The following is a 19,581-nucleotide window of genomic DNA, read 5'->3' as shown; positions in this document are numbered from 1 at the left end:
AAAATTTGTTTAAATTTGTGCCCCCAACTTTTAAACTGTTGAAAATTAACAATAAAAGTATTAAAAAAATAAATATACTCATGATTAAAAAATTATCATTGATCTCTTTATTTACCTTGCTGCCTGCGTCCTATTATTATGCGCAGACAACAGTGTTTGCGTATCTTAAGGATGCGGAAGGCAAGCCCGTTGAGCAGGCAAGTGTAGATTTAAAAGGAGCAGGAAATGATGCAAAGGCAGACAAAATCGGATATTTCCAATTTACGGATTTGATGCCCGGACATTATCAGATTATGGTTACAAAACCCAATTTTGAAACTAAAATTTTTGAATTTGACGTAACCAGTGATGAGAAAAGAAAAGATCTTGGAGTAATTACCCTTTATTCTGCATTAAATGGTGCAGATCAGGGGTTGGCTATCATAGAAGATTCCGGGGAAAGTGACGGTGGCGGTGCACAACAAACTGCAACCGTAGGGCTATTACAGTCATCTCAGGATGTTTTCAACAGAATGGCAAGTTTTGATTTAGGTCCCTACTGGTTTCGTCCTAGAGGAATTGACAGCAGAACAGGTGAGAATATGATCAATGGGGTTTCGATGGCCGCTGCAGATAATGGAGATGTAGATTTCAGCACCTGGGGAGGATTGAACGAAATTACCCGTTATCCGGAAATTGCAGCTAATCATGCCCCTTCAGAATATGCTTTCGGAGGAACTACCGGAGTATTTTATAAGAATACAAAAGCCAGCGAGTACAGAAAAGGAAGTCAGTTGACGTACTCCCTGACCAACAGAAATTACAGGAACAGATTATCTTACAGATTCTCTTCCGGAATGAACAAGAACGGATGGGCATTTACCGGAATGATTGCCAGAAGATGGGCACAGGAAGGGATCCAGGATGGTACTGCTTATGATGCATACAGTGGATATCTTGGTATTGAAAAAAAATTCAGTGATAGTCATACCATGACTTTAAATGCCATTGGGTCCAAATATGCAAGAAGTTCTTCAAGTCCAAGTACCCAGGAAGTATACGACTTCAGAGGTGTTCATTACAACTCGTATTGGGGATGGCAAAACGGAGATAAAAGAAATGAAAGAGTGAAAAGAGGTTTCCAGCCGATGATTCAATTGCAGGATTTCTGGAAAATCAATAAAAACTCTCAGCTATGGACGTCTGTTTCTTACCAATTTGGGAAAGAATATAGTTCAAGACTGGACTGGTACAGAGCCAATAACCCGTCTCCAACGTATTACCGTAATCTACCAAGTTATTGGTTAAACTATACAAATCCGTCTCCTGAGCAGGCTGCCAATATCGGAATCACAAGAGACTGGTGGACTAATGATGACCAGTCACACACACAGATCAACTGGGATAATCTTTATAATGCCAACCGAAATGTAGAATACAATGCATTATTGGGCGGAAGAAGAGCCGCTTACTATCTTGTGGATGATGTGAAAGACGATAAAGTATGGAATGTATCTACTCACTATACTTATAACTTCACCGATACTTCCCGTTTTATTTTAAATTTATCTTATCAGAATTACAGATCTGAGCAGTACAGAGAAGTAAATGACCTTCTGGGTGCTGATTTTGCCCTGAATATGGATCCATTTGCATCCAACACCACGGCAGGAAGTGTTTGGGGAAAATTCAATACAAGAGAAAGCGATACTGATGTTGCCAAAAGAGAGGGTGATAAAATCGGGTACAGCTATATTTTCAGAAGACAGGAATTCAAAATAAACCCCGCTTTCAAATTCTCCACAGGAAAATTTGATGTTTTCATCTCGGGATTATTCGGTTACACGACAAACAGCAGAGAAGGACTGTTCCAACACTATCTGTATGAGTCTTCTTATGGTAAAGGTGCAGATCAGAATTTTTGGAATGCAGGTGTTAAAGGTCAGGTTACTTATAAAATCAATGGAAGAAACTTCCTGGTTTACAACGGAGCTTACTTCTCGCAGTCTCCTTTCCTGAATGATATTTACTTTAATACAAGAGTAAGTGGTGTTACCACTCCTGGTATCAAAAATGTTGTTGTTGATGCCAACGACCTGAGCTATGTAATCTCTACTCCGATTGTTAAACTTAGATTGACCGGTTATCTTGTTAATACCCAAAACGAAACAAGTGTACAAAGATATTTCGCACAGGGAGTTAAACTGACAAACCTTACTGAGAGTGGTGATCAGGCTCCGGTTCAGGATGGTGCTTTCATTACGCAGGTATTGGCAGGAGCCAATAAGAGAAATATGGGGATTGAACTTGGTGCACAGGTAAAAGTGACGCCTACTTTAACGGCAAGTGGTTTATTAAGCTTAGGACAATACACGTATACTAATAATCCTACCGTTTATTTTGCATCTGATGCTGTTGGAACGTTCAGAGAGCTTGACGGGAACGGAAATATCGTATCAAGGTCTTATACCAATATGGGGGAAGCAACGCTTAAAAATTACAGACAGGGCGGAACTCCTCAGGAGGCATATACTTTAGGTCTTCGTTACAGCAGTCCTCAATACTGGTGGGTAGGAGCAACATGGAATTATTTCGGGCATTCATTCTTAGACCCATCTCCGGTAACCAGAACCGCAAGATTCTATACCAATCCTAACACACCTGGAGTTCCTTATGATCAGGTAACTGATGAAGAACTTGCAAGAGTTCTTACACCTACAAAGCTTCCTTCAGCATTCTTCTTCAATGTCAATGCAGGGAAGTCCTGGATGATTGGTAAGTATTATGTATTGGTGTCTGCATCGGTTAATAACATCCTTAATAACAGAAATTATATTACAGGAGGATTTGAGCAGACCAGAAACGTTAACTATATTGATTATGCGAATGATTACGACAGCGGAAATATGGTATTCGCTCCAAAGTATTGGTATAATCAGGGTAGATCTTATTTTGTTAATCTTCAATTCAGATTCTAAAAAACTAAAATTAAAAATCGAAAACAATGAAAAATATATATTTTAAAGCGGCGATTTTCAGTGCTATTTCAATGCTGTCCTTCTCATCTTGTGTAAAAACTGATGATTATGAGGTGCCGGAAATCAAATGTACCAACAAATTTGCAGCAGCTAATCACCCGTTAACAGATCTTGCTACTATTGCAAAAGCAAAACCAACTGAAGCTGATATCATTAAAGAAGATTATATTGTTGAAGCATATGTCTCTTCAAGTGATGAATCAGGAAATATCTATAAAATGATGTTCCTTCAGGATAAGCCTGAAAATCCGACGCAAGGGATTGAAATTGACATCGATGGCGGAAATCAGTATCTTGATTATCCTACCGGATCTTTAGTAAGAATCAACCTGAAAGGATTGATCGTTCAGGGAGTTAATGGCAACATTAAAGTAGGTTCTTTTGATCCTAATTATTCTATCGGTAGAATTAATCCTAATAAACTATCCAATTACATGGCAAGAGTTTGTGACGGACAAAAGGCTGTAGTAACCGCAATAAAGCCATTAGAATTTAATTCTATCGCTGATGCTTTGAAGAATGGTGCTCACATCAATCAGCTTGTGAAAATTAAAAATGTTCAGTTTGAAGAGCCTGAACTGACAAAAACTTTTGCGGATGAATCAGGGACAGGAGATCGTTATATTACTGATAAAAAAGCGGGTAGATTAGACCTTCGTTTCAGCAACTATGCAACTTTTGCGAAATCTCCCATCTCTCCTAAATATGAAAAAAGTGGTGATATCGTTCTTCTTCTGAGCCGTTTTACAAGTTCAAGTAACGCAACTATTTTCACAGATCAGGCTTATATCAGAACTCTTGATGATATTAATTTCTCTAATCCAAGATTCAATCCTGGTGAACCAGATGCTCCTTCTGCTTCTGCTGTAAACCTTTTCGCAGGTTCAGATTTTGAAAGCTGGACAACTTTCTTATCAAGTGTAAACAATTTCGGACTTAAGCCTTATGCTACACAAGGCCTAGGCCTGGGATACAATGGTACAAATTCACTTCAGATCAAAGGTACTCCTACAGCTAACGATTATGTATTTACATCTGTTGCTGCAACAGGAATACCAGCTGTACCAAAAAGAATTACAATGTATATCAAAGGTACTGCAACAGGGAAAAGTCTTTCTTTCAACGTATATAAAGCAGGTGGAGGCTTCTATGTATTCAACTTAGGAACATTCTCTACTGGTGCTACTTTAGGAGTAGAAAGTGCTAACTCTTACAACGGTTCTATCAATACAAATGGACAGTGGAGATTAGTTGAGCTTACCCTTACAGGAATTGCAGATATTAACACTACAGCCGGAAAAGATATGTTTGCTATCAAAACCGGGAATGGTGGAGTGTATGATCTTCAGATTGATAATATCAAAATTGAATAATACATTGGTATTTTTTATTAAAGACGACTGATTAGTCCTAAATAAAAAGGCTGTTTTCACAATTGAAAACAGCCTTTTTTATGTTTTGGAGATTGGTTTTATCAAAACTATAGTTTTATTCACTTCTCAGATGCATCTTTACTTCCTGATCAATGTCACTCTTATCCCATTTAAACGGTATTTCAGACAATGGCCATCCAACATTATAATGATCATAATTTTTATAGATGTGATATTTATTTAAAGAATCAGTAATATCAAACTTGTCTAATATCAGATATCCATTTCTGATGTTCATAGAGTCATAAACAACGAGATATTTTCGCCCATAAATAAATTCTCCGTCTTGATGAGCATTTCTAATAACTCCTTCCTCATAACTAAAAGTAAAATCATTTCCCTTTTTACGTGCTCTGTCTCCATAATAAACGGAAGTAATTTCTCCTACAGTATATTTGGCATTTTTAAGTATTATTGCGGTTGGCGGGCTTATAGCCTTATACTTTAAAAAATAGATGATCCAACCTATGCCACAGATTATTATTATTATTATTATTAAAACCTTATTCTCTCTCTTCATTTAATAAAAATTATTTTACTTCCTGATTAACAATATTTCCTGCGTCGTTTAGCAATAGTTTGTACAAACGTTTCATATAATATTTCCAGTATTAATAACAATATTTGCGATTGCTACGCTGTAGGAACTTTGCTTGTAGTTGCTGTGAAGGTAATCATTTTAGGAGTTTCATTAACAAATACATTAAAATTATCGGTCATATATTTTGCCTCTTGAAATTTTTCCACATTAAGGTTGATTTTAATATTAGTGAACTATATCTTGCAATAATTTTATGGTCTACGGGATTTTGAGATATTAAAAAGCAAAAACCACCGCAGTTTATCTAGATGCAGTGTCTTTTATTTTCTTTTATTTAACCGTAATCGTTGGATCCCAGTAAAAGTAACCGTACAGAATCTGTTTGTTACTGTCATTCGGATCTAAAATATAAAGTCCAAACTGTACATAGAAATTCTCTGTTCCTGTAGCTTTTACTTTAGAGTCGATACTCGCAAAAGTAATATCAGCGCTGGCGGCAGGAAGACCGTTTTGAGAATTTAAATTAGGTACCGCAGCCTGTCTTCTTTCAACAGAATTGTACATAAAGCTGTTAAAAACCTGATCACCGGACCAGTATTTAATATTGTAGATGATCACAGCATCATCAGAATTTTGATAGATTGATGTTCCTCTGAAAGAAACTATATCTCCGGCTCTCGCACTGAAGTTCAGATCAGCTGTGCCCTGTCCGGAAATAGCGTTGGCATTTGAAACGATCATATGCTGACTGTTATGATCAATTCCTGTAGGATTATTAGGATCCTTACTTGGATTTGGATAAGTAGATCTTACATAATCTGTGTCAATAACGATCAGGACATCAATTTCCTGACTGGATGATTTTAGTTCTATATCTTCCATGATATTTAGTTTTTGTCTGGTGTTTCTTACTCGTCTGGCTTTTCAGATTCCGCCCCGTTATTTAAGTGAATCCGGCTTCACCTTCTTGGATGTAATTACAATACAAATGTATACTGCTGAAAATGAAAATAGTAGAGTGAAAATGCTGAAATTTATGATTAGGTATTTGTACTTAATTAATCTCTTTGTAGTGATTTTTTATCAGCCCAAAAAAATACCCTGAAAAATTTGACTTTCCAGGGTACCCATTTTATAATGGTTAAATCTAATTTTCGTTTAAAAAGAAACCTCGTTCACTTCTTTTCCTCTCTGAAAATTCATTGTTTTCTGGCTGCCTTTATAGGCAATGTTGACAATGTTGATCTGCTTAGGAAAAGCGCTTAAAAGGATCGTATTTTTAATCTTTAAGGTATTGATATCCGAAACACCTCCGGTTTCAAAATATACCCATACAGTTTCTCCGCTGACCTGACTTCCTGTGAAGGTAATCGTTTTAGGAGAGCCATTGACAAATACATCAAAATTATTGTTCACATATTTTTTTACCTCTGCTTCAAATCCTGCCGTATTAGGGTTGATTTTAATAGCGTCAGAGATATGGCTTGTATTCATTTTTGTGGTAAACTTCAATGTCTTGCTTCCATCAATATAGTCCACTTTGGTCATTGAAGAGAAAAAGTCTACATACATAAAACTCATTAACACAAAAAATGTTAAAATTCCTGATATATATAAAAGTTTTTTCATCTTAATTAATAGATTTACAATCATAGTTGTTCGTTATAAGTCACAAATAATATGCCAATTAAAAATTTACATTCACAGAATACTTGTCATAAAATGCTTTAATATGTGCTACAGCCTCATCAGCAGTATCTACCACACGATAAAGTTCAAGATCATCTTCGGCAATCATTCCTTCTTTTAACAGAGTTGCCTTAAACCAATCCAGTAATCCTCCCCAGAATTCGCTTCCTACTAAAACGATTGGAAATTTTCCAATTTTATTGGTCTGAATCAGAGTCATCGCTTCCGTGAGTTCATCCAGCGTTCCGAATCCTCCAGGCATTACTACGAATCCCTGAGAGTATTTTACAAACATTACTTTTCTCACGAAAAAGTAATCAAAATTCATGGAATAAGATTTATTGATATAAGGGTTGAAATGCTGTTCAAAAGGCAGATCAATATTAAGGCCTATGGATTTTCCTTTAGCATTAAAAGCCCCTTTATTCCCCGCTTCCATGATCCCCGGGCCGCCTCCGGTAATAATTCCGAAACCTAGCTTGGTAATCTTTTCAGCAATATCTACAGCCATTTCATAATATTTGTTCTCCGGCTTCAGTCGGGCAGAACCAAATATAGAAACACATGGACCGATTTTAGCCAGTTTTTCATAGCCGTCTACAAATTCAGCCATGACCTTAAAGACCATCCAGCTGTCCTTGGTGATTGTTTCATCCCAGGTTTTCTGTCTGAAACTGTTATGTAGTTTTGTTTCGTTAATATCAAGTTCCGGATTTATTAAGCTTTCATCTCTGGTTTCATCAATTTCCATTGCAAAATTTATTTAAAGTGTTTTTCGGCTTCTATTACGGATGATGGTCTTCCAACGTCAATAAGAATACTGTCATGTACAAAACCATGTATGTGCTCGGTTTGCATCAGATCCAGATATTCTTCCATAACAGAGAATTTGCCTGTTCTTTTTATTTTTTCAAAGATGACAGGATTAATACAATGAATTCCGCTGAAAGCAAGGGCCTTAAAACCTTTATTGAATTCAGCCAGTCTTTGCTCTCCGGTTTGCACATTGAGCCAGCCTCTCAAAACCATATCATCATTGAAAAGGAGTTTTCTCGAACTTTCTCTGTCCGAAACCGCTAAAGTAGCAAAATCTTTTATCTTTTTGTGGTATTCTACCAGTGCATTGATATTCAGGTCGGTGAGAATATCAGCATTCATGATTAAAAAATCTTCTCCGTGATCAAGAAATTTTCTTGCAAATATCAAGCCGCCACCTGTTTCCAGCAGTTCGCTGGTCTCATCAGAGATTTCAATCCTGCATCCGAAATTATTGTTTTTCTTCAGGAAATCAACAATCTGTTCTCCGAAATGATGAATGTTGATAACAAAATCCTTTATTCCGAAGCTTTTAAGGTAATTAATATTTCTTTCGAGAAGTGGAACTTCATTCACTTTTGCCAAAGCTTTCGGATGGTGATCTGTAAAAGGTTTCAATCTGGTACCTTTCCCTGCTGCGAAAATTAGAGCTTTCATTTTTTATAATTGATAAATGGTAATTGATGAATGATAATACTTTGTATCATCAATAAATGAAATTAAATCATTTATCAATGATCACTTATCGTTTATTTATTCAGTTGCGGTTGTTCATCGTGTTGAAGGGTGACCTCAGTACCTTCAGGATATTTTTCTTTGATAAATTCTGCAATTTTTATAGCACAATATACCGATCTGTGCTGTCCGCCTGTACATCCGAAATTAATCTGCAGATGTTCAAAGCCTCTTTCCAAATAATTATCAATATTGATGGAAACGAGAGATTTTACCAGTTCTAAAAACTTTGGCATTTCCGTTTTTGTTTCCAGATATTCCTGAACTCCTATGTCATTTCCGGTCTGGATTTTATATTCTTCAACTCTTCCCGGATTTAAAATTCCGCGGCAGTCGAAAGCGAACCCTCCGCCATTTCCTGAGTTGTCTTTAGGGATTCCTCCTTTTTTGTATGAAAAACTGTGTATCTCGATGTGTAGCATATTCTTTTTTATCTTTTTTAAACCATTAAGGTTTATTTAGTTATCTTAAAATTGCTTTGTATCTGCTCAGATATTTCGATCTGTCAGTCTGAGCGGAGCCGAAGACTTACTTATTTATTATTTCCTCAATTTTTTGCTTTGCCTTCTCTGAGGTCAGTTGCTGAATTACTTTCTGCAGTTCCGGGTAATTGTTCATCTGTTGCCATGAGTCTGCAAATTGAGTAATATTCTGAATTCCTTGCTCCAGACTGGCCATGAAATGCTGTTTCCTCTGTATCATCCCCCGGAATCCGTAGGCTCCCAAGACTTGCAGAAATCGCATCATTTGAATAGGCATCACTGCATTTCTTAACTGAACCTTTGTTTCAGTATCTTCAAACTGCTCAATATAATATTCCAGCATTTCCTGTTTGAAATCGTCCGGGAAATTAGCTTTAGCCTGAAAAAGAAAAGAGATGACATCATACATTAATGGTCCTTTCATTGCCGATTGGTAATCGATGAAAGAGACCTCATTTCTTTCATTCACCATGATATTTCTTGCCTGAAAATCGCGGATCATAATTCCTTTAGGGTCAAGATTTTCAATAAGTACAGCAATTTTTTTGAACTCTTTAAGGAGAGTCGACTTGTTGTATTCAAGCTCCAGAAAATCGGCGACAAAATTTTTAAAGTAATACAAATCATGAATCACAGGAAGCTCATCATAGCTTTCATATTCAAAGGTTCTGGAAAAGTCGATTTTACCCTGGGTCTGCATCTGCAGTTGGTAAAGCTTTTCTAAGGTCTGCTTAACCAAAGATTGTACAGTGGGAGACAAGTGATCTTTTGCAATTACCTCAGAAAGAGTTTGCTGCCCCAAAAATTCCTGGATATACATCTTTCTGTCCTCTGAAACAGCAAGGATGGAAGGAGTATTAAGGCTCAGATCTGAGAATATCTGGGAATAGTAAAGAAAACTTTCATTTTCCGGGATATTTTCATTGTACGTGATAATGTATTTCTCGGTACCGGCAGCGGCCAGAAAATTGACCCTCGCGGAGCCGCTTTGAGCTAATGTGCCGAATTCGGAAGATTTTTTACCTACATGGTTTTCAAAAAATCGTTTTGCGTTTTCAGAAGTCATAATATGGAACAAATATACTAAATTAACGTGAGTTGGAAATTATAGTGTAAAGAAGTGATTAAGAAGGTGGAAGAGCATGAGAATGGTGGTGTAGAATTTTGATTTTATTGAATGTTTTTATGAAAAATTTTAAGCCTTATAGGCCAGATCGGTTGTTTTTTACTTTTGGTTTTTAACTTTCTTTATTCAAATTCAGGATATTACAGGCTAATTTTTATCTTTGTAGTATGCTGAAAGACTTTAAACCTGTTTTAGGTATTTTATTGCGTTTTATTGTTATCTACCTGGTGTTGCTTTTTGCCTATCAGTTTTATCTGAATAGTGGGAAAGACTCCGGATTGGATTCTTTTTCAAGAATGATTGCCAGTCAGGTAACTTCTCTGCAGAACGCGATAGGTTATCCTACAGAACTTTATGACGATGTAAAGAACGAGCAGGTTTGGTTTTATGTTAAACAGAATTATGTGACAAGAATGGTGGAAGGGTGCAATGCCGTTTCTGTCATCATTTTATTTGTATCTTTTGTTTTTGCCTTTTATAAGGGAATGAAAACTTTTGTTTTTGTGGGAGCAGGACTAGTGTTATTATACATGATAAACCTTTTGAGAATAGTAGGGTTAAATATCGTGATGTCCGACCATAAGGAATATGGAAAGATGTTTCACGATTTTATTTTTCCTGCTATTATGTATGGAAGTGTAGTTGTCCTTTGGCTGATCTGGATTAAATTTTTTGCCTTAAAACATGAAAATTCTTAGCTGGTTTCTGGTGATCGCAGGCGTATGCGGATTGATAGGAGTAAGAGCTTTGGAAGGAACTCTTTTTTATGACCCTTTTTTAGACTACTTTCACGAAGCCAATAAACATATTGAATTCCCTGCCTTCGAATGGGGAAGACTGATTGCTGGTCATGTTTTCAGATTTATTTTAAATCTTTTTTTTTCCTGTCTGATTATTTACGGTTTATTCAGAAATAAAGACTGGACAATACAGGGAGCAGTGATGATGATTGTCGTCTTTGTCATTACATTACCGATTTATCTGTATTGCATTCATAGTAAATTTGAAATAGGATATCTTTTTTCCTTTTATATGAGGAGATTCGTGATTCAGCCATTAATTATACTGCTGATTGTTCCGATGTTTTATTACAGAAAACAGATGATCAGTAAAGAAAGCAGGAAAAGCTAATCTGAATTTTATTCTTCCTCAATAATTGTGTGTTTATCCACACTCGTTACATTTTCCGGAGTCCATTCTACACGTTTGACGAAATCTTTTTCGCGGACAGGGCAGTCCTTGATCTGGCATACCGGGCATGAAATTGGTTTACAGTCATCCATATGAAAATTGAATTCAATCGTACGTTTAATGTTTTTGGCAAGGAGAATAATGACTTTTTCCATTTCATCATGAGCATCACGAAGGTCATAATACCATGGCAGGGTAATATGCGCATCAATATGTAAGGAGGAACCGAATTGCTGGATTTTCATATTGTGCACATCAATCCATTCTGTTTGTCTGTTTTCTTCAAGGATTTTAATCACCTGATTTAATATTTCAGGATCCTGCTCATCCATAATACCACTCAGAGATTTTCGAACGATTTTATAGCCTACAAATATGATGTAAAGCCCAAAACTTAATGCTACTGCGGAATCCAGCCAATAGATTCTGGTGAAGTACACAATAATTAAACTGGCAACTACTCCTAGAGTTGTAATGGTATCGGACTGAAGATGTTTACCGGATGAAATAAGAACCAGAGAATTTTCTCTTTCTCCTTTTTTTATGGAAATATATCCCAGAAGATAATTCACAACCGCGGTGGCAGCAATAATCCAGATCCCAAGATCAATTTTGCTCAGCGTTTTCCCTACAATAAGACTGTGAACACCTTCATAGATGATCATAACACCGGCTATGGCAATCAAAGCTCCTTCAATACCGGAAGTTACGAATTCTACTTTTCCATGGCCATACGGATGGTCATCATCTTTAGGTTTGGCTGCAAGATGGAGAGAATAGAGCCCCATGAATGCACTGATGACATTGACGATACTTTCCATAGCATCAGAAAACACAGCATCAGAATTGGTTAGCTTCCATGCAATAATTTTTCCGACAAAAAGGATGATTCCGAATGTGGCGATGAGCTTCTGAAATCCTATTTTCTCTTTATGGGCATTTTTCTGGGTGTTCATAATTGTGTTTGATAAAAAAAAGAATCTCAATTCTGAGACTCTTTTTAATTTTGTTAGTTTATACTAAGTTGTTTGCTACAAGGTATTCTGCGATTTGTACAGCGTTGGTTGCTGCTCCTTTCCTCAGATTGTCTGCAACGATCCAGAGGTTGAGCGTTTTAGGCTGAGACAAATCCCTTCTGATTCTTCCAACGAAAACTTCGTCTTTTCCTTCTGAATATAACGGCATCGGGTAGTGGTTGTTTTTCACATCATCCATTACAATGACACCAGGAGTTTCAGATAAGATTTTTCTTACTTCATCCAGTTCGAATTCATTTTCGAATTCAATGTTTACACTTTCAGAATGTCCTCCCTGAACCGGAACTCTTACAGCAGTTGCTGTTAAATTAAAGGTATCGTCTCCTAAAATCTTCTTAGGCTCCTTCATCAGTTTGATCTCTTCTTTTGTGTAATCATCATCAGCAAATACATCACAGTGTGGTAATGCATTTTTGAAGATCTGATAAGGATATACTTTTTCAGTAGATTCATCTCCGCTGATTTCACCGTTTAACTGGTCTACAGCAGCTTTACCTGTTCCTGTTACAGACTGGTAAGTAGAAACAATCACTCTTTTTAAATCATATTTTTTGTTCAATGGCCCAAGAACCATGACCAACTGAATGGTAGAACAATTCGGATTTGCAATGATTTTATCTTCTTTTGTTAAAACATCAGCATTGATTTCAGGAACGACTAATTTTTTGTCAGGATCCATTCTCCAGGCAGAAGAATTATCAATTACTGTTGTTCCTGCTTCTGCAAACAGAGGAGCGAATTCAAGCGAAGTAGATCCACCTGCAGAGAAGACAGCAATATCCGGTTTGGCAGCTATAGCGTCCTTCATGCTTACGATGGTAAATTCCTTCTGTTTATACTTCACCTTCTTGCCTACAGATCTTTCGGATGCTACCGGGATTAATTCTGTTACAGGGAAGTTTCTCTCCTCCAAAACTTTAAGCATAACTTGTCCAACCATTCCTGTTGAACCTACTACAGCTACTTTCATTGATTTAATTAAAAATTTAAGATTAAACTATTTATAAATTATAACGCATATAATTTTTTTGTCTTTTTAAGCCCCGAAAACTCTTGTCCAAGGGAATGCAAATGCAAATAAACCTACTGCAATCAGTCCCATAATTACTACTCCTAAAGAAATAGTATCATTGGATTTTACTTTTTTGTTGACGATTGTCATCAAAACTGCCGCAATAAGCATAGAGAATGGATGTTCAACATACTGGAATCTCAATGCCGCATTTTTCATTACTTCTCCCATATTTAATCCTTTGCTGAACGTGGTGATCAACATAATGATTCCCAATAAAAACTGAACGTGGAAGAAAATCATCGTGAAAAGTGTTGTTTTCTTCAAAAATTTGTTCACTTTTCCACTGAAACCGAACATGGTAGCCAAAAGTGCAATAACAAATAATGTTACCAAAAGAATTTCAAGATACCCGAAACCTTTATGGGCATTAAGTAAAATGTTGTAAAAATCCATAATCCTATTTTTTTGTACACAAAGATAACAAAAATCCCGGCTCAAAGCCGGGATTGATATTGAGAAAATCTAATATTGTGATATTATTAGAAGTTGAATGATAATGTTGCTGCCCAGGTAGTTCCGAAACCGAAATAAGCACGGTTACCAGTTGCTAGACCTTTGTACATCATACCAAGTTGTTCGTAAGTCTGATTTTGTGAATTAAGTGTTTTTCCATCAGCCAGATATTTTGGTTTATCATCAGCAAATACACTTGTAGCAGAATCAGAAATATATACAGTATCAAATAGGTTGTAAACGTTAGCTCCGATTGTGAAGTACTGAGCTTCGTTTTGTAATCTGATTTTGTAAGAGAAACCTACATCGAATAAGTTGAAGTCAGGTAATTTCAATACTCCTCTATCCTGTGCAGAAACGTTAGTAAATGTTCCTGCATCAATAGTAGAATAAAGTTTACCCACATATCTCCATGTTCCGAAGATATTAAGATCTTTTACCGGTTTTACAGTAAGTCCTAATGATGCAGTCATCTGAGGGATACTGTTATTGCTTGAACCTCCTACTTTTACTTTATCTAGGTATAGCTCGTTACCTGCTGAACCAGCTAAAGTAACAGGATTGTTGTTATCATCGAAAGAAGCTACACTAGCATTTCCTTTATAATAGTAATCTCCCCAAGAGAACATCCCCTGAACTTCCAAGAAACGGTTAGGTCTGTATACTCCATCAAATTCTACTCCCTGGTGAACTTCAGTAATTCCATTGATTTCAGAGTAACCTGTAGTAGTCGAACCGTCTGCTAAAGTGAAAGTCTGACCTGTTTTTCTCAACCATCTGTCTTTCCACTGTGTTCTGTATACGTTAACATTTGCAGTGAATTTTGCAGATCTGAATCCATATCCAACTTCAGCAGAAGAAATTTTCTCGTTAGTCAGATAAGGATTAATAAGTTGTTGGTTACTTGGATAAACTGTGTTAAGGAAAGGTTGCTTGCTGTAATATCCTAGGTTAGCAAAAACGTTATGTTGTTCATTAATATTATAGTTAGCTCCCCCTTTAATGTTATATCCGAAAAGGTTTTTAAATCCTGTTTTCGTGTTTACAGTCTGACCTTTTACTGTACTTCCGTCTACTATAAAGTTATCAATTCTCTGGTAACCTTGATTAGATACGGAACCTTGTAAGAATGCAGATAGATTGTCTTTAGTATATTCTACCTGTGCAAATCCACTATACCAAAGAACTTCTCCGTCATTGCTATATCCAATCTGGTCTTCAGATGGAGCTAGTTTACCTCCAAAAGGATTCCAGCTAAGTTTTTTATAATCATAAGTATTGCTTACGATTCTTGGAGCAAAATTTTGGTTTGCCTTGTCTTTATATCCTGCTGCTCCATAAAGATCACTAATAACCTGATAATGGTAACCATAATAATATCTGTCATCTGTTCCTATCGAGAAATTCCAGTTGTCATTGATTTTATGTTGGAAGTTTGCTAAGATACCATACCAGTTGTGAGAGTTGATACTTGATCTACGAATTAAAGTACTTCCAGCACCCGCAGTATTTAAGTTAACAGCTGCGTTAGCTGCGAAAATAGCATCGTAGTTAAAGTGACCAGCCGTATCGTAGAAATCAGTCATTCCTTTTCCTCCTACTTTACCTAAATCACCTGTTCCACCACCTCTACCGTTAGACATGTATAAAACAGTACTTAATTTAGACTTTTCACTCATTGTCCAGTCCCAGTTTAACATCATTACTGGTTTAGAGTAATAGTTAGATCTGTTTGCTAAAGCAACTTTGTTTCCTGAAGCATCAGTGTAGTAACCAAAGTCAGAGTTATATCTTCTGTAAGGACTTTTTCCATCATATTCAGGATTATAGTTGATATAATTTTGAATTGTTGGAGCAAAAGTTCGTTGATCGTGCCACTGAGGAGCAGATGTTATGGTAAACTGTAAGTTATGCTTTTTGTTGATTTCATAACCTAATGCAAAGAAATATGCATAAGATTCATAATCTGTATTTTCAATATAAGTACCTCCGGCTTGTCTGCTCATTAAGAATGATGCTGAAACACCATCTTTAGATTTTCCTGTATTGTAAGAAAATGAAGTTTTTAAATAGTCGTTGTTACCAACACCTAATCTGATTACCCCTCCTTTTTTCATATCAGCAGAACGGGTAAGGAAGTTTACTGTTCCTCCTACAGAAGCAATAGCTAATTTAGAAGACCCTAAACCTCTCTGAACCTGTAATGTACTTGTTACATCGGATAATCCGGTCCAGTTTGAGAAATAAACAGTACCACCCTCCATATCGTTAACTGGCATACCGTTTACCATTACAGCGATGTTTCTTGATTCGAAACCTCTGATTGTAAGACCTCCATCACCAAAACCACCTCCGGATTTTGTAGCGTAAACAGATGGAGTAGTGTTCAAAATCTCAGGTAATTCTTGGTTACCTAATCTTTCTGCAAGTTGTGCCGCTTTAATTGTAGATGCAGCAACAGGTGTTTTTCTATCTTTAGCGATATCCGTAACACCTCTTAAGATTACCTCCTCAATATCTTTGGACTTTTGTACTGTGTCCTGAACTTGTTGAGCGTAATAAACACTAGCTGTAGATAAAGTAATTACTGCAGTTAGTATCGATTTGTTGATTAATTTCATAATCGTTAGTAATAATTAGATTTAATTTTCTGCAAAATTCGCAAAATTAAATTTAACTATTATTAACTCAATGTTAATTTTTACTCAGTCTTAATAATGTTAAAGTGTTAAAAATCAGTATTGTGGCTAAAAATTGAATTTTTGTATGAAAAAAGTCATGTTATTGAATTTTTAACAAACTGGGGGTGTTTTTGTTAAAAATTCAACGCTATTTCACTGCTTTGAGACTCAAATCTATATTCTCAGCAGAGTGGGTAAGGGCTCCTACAGAGATATAGGTAACACCTGTAGAGGCAACTTCTTTCAGCATATCGCGGGTAATTCCTCCTGATGCTTCAGATTCACAAGAACCGTTGATCATTTTTACAGCCTCCTTCATCGTTTTTACATCCATATTGTCTAACATGATTCTGTCAACTTTAGCATTGATAGCTTCCTGTACCTCTTCAAGATTTCTTGTTTCAACCTCTATTTTTAACTTTTTCTTATTCTTTTTAACGTAATCCTTTGCCATTGCTACTGCATTGGTGATGCTTCCGTTGTAATCAATATGATTGTCTTTCAGCATGATCATGTCATAAAGACCATACCTGTGATTGGTTCCTCCGCCAATAGCCACTGCCCATTTTTCACACATTCTGAAATTGGGAGTCGTTTTTCTTGTATCTAAAAGTTTAGTTTTGGTTCCTACCAATCGAGAATCCCACTCATGGGTAAGGGTAGCGATACCGCTCATTCTCTGCATGCAGTTGAGCACAAATCTTTCAGTAGAAAGGATAGATCTTGCACTTCCCGTAACTATAAGCGCTACATCTCCGAATTTACATGGAGTTCCATCTTTAATGAAAACTTCAACCTTCAGGTTTTTGTCAAAAGTGTGGAAAATAATTTCTGCCAGCTCAACGCCTGCAAGAATACAGTCCTGTTTTACCAAAAGTTTAGCACTTTGTACAAGATCCTGTGGAATAGTAGATAGGGTAGAGTGATCCCCATCCTGAATATCTTCTTCAAGAGCGTTTTTTATAAATGTCTTTAATGCTTTATCTGTTACGTATGCTGGTCTTTTCATTGTGTGATTTCTGTTAGGCTAAGTCTTTATTGTAAAATGCTCCTTTATTCTCCGTCATTTCCATAGATTGGGTAATGATGAGATGGGCAACGGTTGTAAGGTTTCTTAATTCCGATAATTGGGGGGAAAGAATAGAATAGTGGTATATTTCATCTACAGCAGCGGCAATTTCCTGGTGCTTTTGTAGTGCCATATTCAGACGTCTGTTGCTTCTTACAATTCCTACCAGATCGCTCATCATTTCCTGAAGCTGCTTTCTGAGATAGCTTACGATGACCATTTCGTCCATGATTTTCATACCTTCTTCATTCCATTCCGGAACGGCTTTCAGGTCATCAAAGTTGAAACTGTTTTCATTCAGAAGCTCTACTGTTTTCATCGCGGCATTATGCCCGAAAACCAAACCTTCAAGAAGAGAGTTTGAAGCAAGCCTGTTGGCACCGTGTAGTCCTGAGTTGGTACATTCACCCACAGCAAAAAGATTTCTGATGGAGGATTGTCCGTCTCTGTCTACTTCGATACCTCCCATTAAATAGTGGCAGGCAGGTACAACAGGAATCAGCTGAGTGAAAGGATCAATTCCTTCATCTTTACATTTTTTATAAATATTCGGGAAATGTTCCAGGAATTTTTCATGGTTCATTTCCTTGCAGTCTAAGCCGACAAATTCGTCTCCGGTAATTTTCATTTCGGCATCAATGGCTCTTGCAACGATATCTCTTGAGGCTAATTCTTCACGTTCATCATATTTATGCATGAATTTTTCGCCCCTTTTGGTTCTTAATTTTGCTCCGTCTCCACGAACGGCTTCTGAAATCAAAAACAACATTCCATCCATTTTGCTGTACAGAGCTGTCGGGTGAAACTGGTAATACTGCATATTGGAAACCTTTCCTTTGGCACGGGCAACAAAAGCAATTCCGTCCCCTGTTGCAATCGTAGGATTGGTGGTGTTTTTGTAAACATGTCCTGCGCCTCCTGTGGCAGCAAGCGTTATTTTAGAAGTAATTTTTTTGATGGTTTTGGACTTCTCATCCAGAATGTAAGCACCGTAGCAGTGGATGTCTCCTTCGTTAAGTTCCTTTCCGGGAACATGGTGCTGTGTAATGATATCAATAACGTAATGATGATCCAGGATTTCGATATTCGGACTGTTATTGGCAGTTTCCAATAAAGCTCTTTCGATTTCAAAACCTGTAATATCTTTATGATGTACGATCCTGTTTTCAGTATGGCCTCCTTCTCTTCCTAAAGCAAATTTACCGTTCTTCATATCGAACTGTGCTCCCCATTCTACAATTTCGTTGAATCTCGCAGGAGCTTCTCTTACCACCATTTCTACGACGTCACGTTTGTTTTCACCGTCACCGGCACGCATGGTATCATCTATATGTTTCTGGAAATTGTCATTCTGAAAATCTGTAACGACGGCGAGACCGCCTTGTGCATACTTGGTATTGCTTTCGTCTTCATCAGACTTGGTTACAATAATGATTTTGGCATCAGGGTGCTGTTCAGAAACTTTAATGGCATAGGAAAGTCCGGAAATGCCGGAACCGATTACTAATACATCCGCTTTTATCATATGCTGGCTTTAGGTACAATCGTTTAAAATATTAAATAAATTTAAACAATTTTTCGTTTGGTTTTCTTACTTTTTTCATGTGCTGGAAATGATCTTCTTCGGAGCGGTAACCTAAAGCGAGGGTAACGGTTACTTTTTCTGTTTCAGGATTGATCTTCAGAATGTCTTCTATAAGATCCTGGCGGAAACCTTCCATAGGACAGGAGTCTATATTTTCAATAGCAGCGGCATACATAAGATTGGCCAATACTATATAAGACTGTTTTTCTGCCCAGTTGAAAATTTCATCATGTGTTTTCTGGTTAATATGCTGATTAATGCTGTTTCTGAAAGGATCAAGTTTTTCCATTGGAGTATCCCTTACTTCAGAAATATGATTAAAATAGCCCCGGATATAGTTCTCTTCTATAATTTTTTTTGAAATAATAACAATAAGATGAGAACAGGTGGAAATCTGAGATGGATTATAAAAGGCGGGAATTAATTTCTGTTTCATCTCCTCGCTTTCAACAATCACAATTTTATAAGGCTGAAGTCCCAGCGAACTGGCAGACAGCTTTCCTGACTCAAGAATGTTGTGAAGGGTTTCCTGAGGAATAATCTGATGATTGAATTTTTTTACAGAATATCTTCTGCTTAAAGCTTCCAAATAATTCATACGACAAATTTAAGCATTGAATATGAATAAAGAGTCTTTAAAATGAAATATCT

Annotated in this window: 18 protein-coding genes; 4 read left to right on the top strand and 14 right to left on the bottom strand. The window is 36.7% G+C overall.

Features of this window, described 5'->3' with window-relative positions; all coding sequences use genetic code 11:
- Window positions 1–80: 80 nt before the first annotated feature.
- Complete coding sequence (locus AC5YGI_RS00735; RefSeq protein ID WP_496167294.1) at window positions 81–2,957, top strand: carboxypeptidase regulatory-like domain-containing protein; 2,877 nt, start codon at window positions 81–83, stop codon at window positions 2,955–2,957.
- A 26-nt stretch (window positions 2,958–2,983) separates the two neighbouring features.
- Window positions 2,984–4,390, top strand: a complete 1,407-nt coding sequence (locus AC5YGI_RS00730) for a DUF5689 domain-containing protein (RefSeq protein WP_330744983.1) — start codon at window positions 2,984–2,986, stop codon at window positions 4,388–4,390.
- Between the two features lie 115 nt (window positions 4,391–4,505).
- On the opposite strand, the gene AC5YGI_RS00725 is transcribed toward AC5YGI_RS00730, so the two are convergent.
- The 7 genes from AC5YGI_RS00725 to AC5YGI_RS00695 all read right to left on the bottom strand — a co-directional run bounded on the left by AC5YGI_RS00725 (window position 4,506) and on the right by AC5YGI_RS00695 (window position 9,779).
- Window positions 4,506–4,970, bottom strand: coding sequence for a hypothetical protein (locus AC5YGI_RS00725; RefSeq protein WP_496167293.1), 465 nt, complete (start codon window positions 4,968–4,970; stop codon window positions 4,506–4,508).
- A 351-nt stretch (window positions 4,971–5,321) separates the two neighbouring features.
- On the bottom strand, window positions 5,322–5,873 hold the full coding sequence (locus tag AC5YGI_RS00720; RefSeq protein WP_110008398.1) for an inclusion body family protein: 552 nt from the start codon (window positions 5,871–5,873) through the stop codon (window positions 5,322–5,324).
- A gap of 276 nt (window positions 5,874–6,149) precedes the next feature.
- Window positions 6,150–6,620: a DUF6702 family protein gene (locus AC5YGI_RS00715; protein WP_227941116.1), complete on the bottom strand. Its 471-nt coding sequence runs from the start codon at window positions 6,618–6,620 to the stop codon at window positions 6,150–6,152.
- 58 nt (window positions 6,621–6,678) lie between these two features.
- Window positions 6,679–7,431: an LOG family protein gene (locus tag AC5YGI_RS00710; RefSeq protein WP_110008400.1), complete on the bottom strand. Its 753-nt coding sequence runs from the start codon at window positions 7,429–7,431 to the stop codon at window positions 6,679–6,681.
- 8 nt (window positions 7,432–7,439) lie between these two features.
- Window positions 7,440–8,153, bottom strand: coding sequence for a nucleotidyltransferase family protein (locus AC5YGI_RS00705; RefSeq protein WP_330744985.1), 714 nt, complete (start codon window positions 8,151–8,153; stop codon window positions 7,440–7,442).
- Between the two features lie 92 nt (window positions 8,154–8,245).
- A complete protein-coding gene (locus AC5YGI_RS00700) occupies window positions 8,246–8,653 on the bottom strand; it encodes a RapZ C-terminal domain-containing protein (protein WP_330744986.1) in 408 nt (135 codons plus the stop codon).
- Between the two features lie 106 nt (window positions 8,654–8,759).
- Window positions 8,760–9,779: an aminoglycoside phosphotransferase family protein gene (locus AC5YGI_RS00695; RefSeq protein ID WP_330744987.1), complete on the bottom strand. Its 1,020-nt coding sequence runs from the start codon at window positions 9,777–9,779 to the stop codon at window positions 8,760–8,762.
- Between the two features lie 227 nt (window positions 9,780–10,006).
- Here AC5YGI_RS00695 and xrtF point away from each other — a divergent pair, with 227 nt between their 5' ends.
- A complete protein-coding gene (gene xrtF / locus AC5YGI_RS00690; protein WP_330744988.1) occupies window positions 10,007–10,537 on the top strand; it encodes an exosortase family protein XrtF in 531 nt (176 codons plus the stop codon).
- Window positions 10,524–10,970 carry an exosortase F system-associated membrane protein gene (locus AC5YGI_RS00685; protein WP_202841741.1) on the top strand — a complete coding sequence of 149 codons (447 nt, stop codon included), beginning with the start codon at window positions 10,524–10,526 and terminating at the stop codon, window positions 10,968–10,970. Before xrtF ends, AC5YGI_RS00685 begins: the two co-directional genes overlap by 14 nt.
- An 8-nt stretch (window positions 10,971–10,978) precedes the next feature.
- Here AC5YGI_RS00685 and AC5YGI_RS00680 read toward each other — a convergent pair whose 3' ends face one another.
- The 7 genes from AC5YGI_RS00680 to AC5YGI_RS00650 all read right to left on the bottom strand — a co-directional run bounded on the left by AC5YGI_RS00680 (window position 10,979) and on the right by AC5YGI_RS00650 (window position 19,528).
- Window positions 10,979–11,986 (bottom strand): cation diffusion facilitator family transporter, encoded by a 1,008-nt coding sequence (locus tag AC5YGI_RS00680; protein WP_330744989.1) that lies wholly within the window; start codon window positions 11,984–11,986, stop codon window positions 10,979–10,981.
- Between the two features lie 58 nt (window positions 11,987–12,044).
- A complete protein-coding gene (locus AC5YGI_RS00675; protein WP_496167292.1) occupies window positions 12,045–13,037 on the bottom strand; it encodes an aspartate-semialdehyde dehydrogenase in 993 nt (330 codons plus the stop codon).
- Window positions 13,038–13,103: 66 nt separating this feature from the next.
- Entirely contained in the window at window positions 13,104–13,535 is a 432-nt protein-coding gene (locus AC5YGI_RS00670) for a hypothetical protein (RefSeq protein WP_034691532.1), read from the bottom strand.
- A gap of 86 nt (window positions 13,536–13,621) precedes the next feature.
- Entirely contained in the window at window positions 13,622–16,216 is a 2,595-nt protein-coding gene (locus AC5YGI_RS00665; RefSeq protein WP_330744990.1) for a TonB-dependent receptor, read from the bottom strand.
- Window positions 16,217–16,424: 208 nt separating this feature from the next.
- Window positions 16,425–17,285 (bottom strand): carboxylating nicotinate-nucleotide diphosphorylase, encoded by an 861-nt coding sequence (gene nadC / locus AC5YGI_RS00660; protein WP_330744991.1) that lies wholly within the window; start codon window positions 17,283–17,285, stop codon window positions 16,425–16,427.
- A gap of 13 nt (window positions 17,286–17,298) precedes the next feature.
- A complete protein-coding gene (gene nadB / locus AC5YGI_RS00655; RefSeq protein ID WP_137904406.1) occupies window positions 17,299–18,870 on the bottom strand; it encodes an L-aspartate oxidase in 1,572 nt (523 codons plus the stop codon).
- A 31-nt stretch (window positions 18,871–18,901) separates the two neighbouring features.
- A complete protein-coding gene (locus AC5YGI_RS00650) occupies window positions 18,902–19,528 on the bottom strand; it encodes an NAD(P)H-dependent oxidoreductase (RefSeq protein WP_330744992.1) in 627 nt (208 codons plus the stop codon).
- Between the last annotated feature and the right edge of the window lie 53 nt (window positions 19,529–19,581).

Source organism: Chryseobacterium sp. CS3K3.1 (assembly GCF_059515165.1).
The sequence above is the reverse complement of the archived record's forward strand: the minus strand, read 5'-3'. Positions and strand labels throughout refer to the sequence as shown.

What these genes read in the sequence shown, in the direction of transcription:
- AC5YGI_RS00735 (WP_496167294.1), top strand. Translation starts at nt 81, where the DNA reads ATGATTAAAAAATTATCATTGATCTCTTTATTTACCTTGCTGCCTGCG.
- AC5YGI_RS00730 (WP_330744983.1), top strand. Translation starts at nt 2,984, where the DNA reads ATGAAAAATATATATTTTAAAGCGGCGATTTTCAGTGCTATTTCAATG.
- AC5YGI_RS00725 (WP_496167293.1), bottom strand. Translation starts at nt 4,970, where the DNA reads ATGAAGAGAGAGAATAAGGTTTTAATAATAATAATAATAATAATCTGT.
- AC5YGI_RS00720 (WP_110008398.1), bottom strand. Translation starts at nt 5,873, where the DNA reads ATGGAAGATATAGAACTAAAATCATCCAGTCAGGAAATTGATGTCCTG.
- AC5YGI_RS00715 (WP_227941116.1), bottom strand. Translation starts at nt 6,620, where the DNA reads ATGAAAAAACTTTTATATATATCAGGAATTTTAACATTTTTTGTGTTA.
- AC5YGI_RS00710 (WP_110008400.1), bottom strand. Translation starts at nt 7,431, where the DNA reads ATGGAAATTGATGAAACCAGAGATGAAAGCTTAATAAATCCGGAACTT.
- AC5YGI_RS00705 (WP_330744985.1), bottom strand. Translation starts at nt 8,153, where the DNA reads ATGAAAGCTCTAATTTTCGCAGCAGGGAAAGGTACCAGATTGAAACCT.
- AC5YGI_RS00700 (WP_330744986.1), bottom strand. Translation starts at nt 8,653, where the DNA reads ATGCTACACATCGAGATACACAGTTTTTCATACAAAAAAGGAGGAATC.
- AC5YGI_RS00695 (WP_330744987.1), bottom strand. Translation starts at nt 9,779, where the DNA reads ATGACTTCTGAAAACGCAAAACGATTTTTTGAAAACCATGTAGGTAAA.
- xrtF (WP_330744988.1), top strand. Translation starts at nt 10,007, where the DNA reads ATGCTGAAAGACTTTAAACCTGTTTTAGGTATTTTATTGCGTTTTATT.
- AC5YGI_RS00685 (WP_202841741.1), top strand. Translation starts at nt 10,524, where the DNA reads ATGAAAATTCTTAGCTGGTTTCTGGTGATCGCAGGCGTATGCGGATTG.
- AC5YGI_RS00680 (WP_330744989.1), bottom strand. Translation starts at nt 11,986, where the DNA reads ATGAACACCCAGAAAAATGCCCATAAAGAGAAAATAGGATTTCAGAAG.
- AC5YGI_RS00675 (WP_496167292.1), bottom strand. Translation starts at nt 13,037, where the DNA reads ATGAAAGTAGCTGTAGTAGGTTCAACAGGAATGGTTGGACAAGTTATG.
- AC5YGI_RS00670 (WP_034691532.1), bottom strand. Translation starts at nt 13,535, where the DNA reads ATGGATTTTTACAACATTTTACTTAATGCCCATAAAGGTTTCGGGTAT.
- AC5YGI_RS00665 (WP_330744990.1), bottom strand. Translation starts at nt 16,216, where the DNA reads ATGAAATTAATCAACAAATCGATACTAACTGCAGTAATTACTTTATCT.
- nadC (WP_330744991.1), bottom strand. Translation starts at nt 17,285, where the DNA reads ATGAAAAGACCAGCATACGTAACAGATAAAGCATTAAAGACATTTATA.
- nadB (WP_137904406.1), bottom strand. Translation starts at nt 18,870, where the DNA reads ATGATAAAAGCGGATGTATTAGTAATCGGTTCCGGCATTTCCGGACTT.
- AC5YGI_RS00650 (WP_330744992.1), bottom strand. Translation starts at nt 19,528, where the DNA reads ATGAATTATTTGGAAGCTTTAAGCAGAAGATATTCTGTAAAAAAATTC.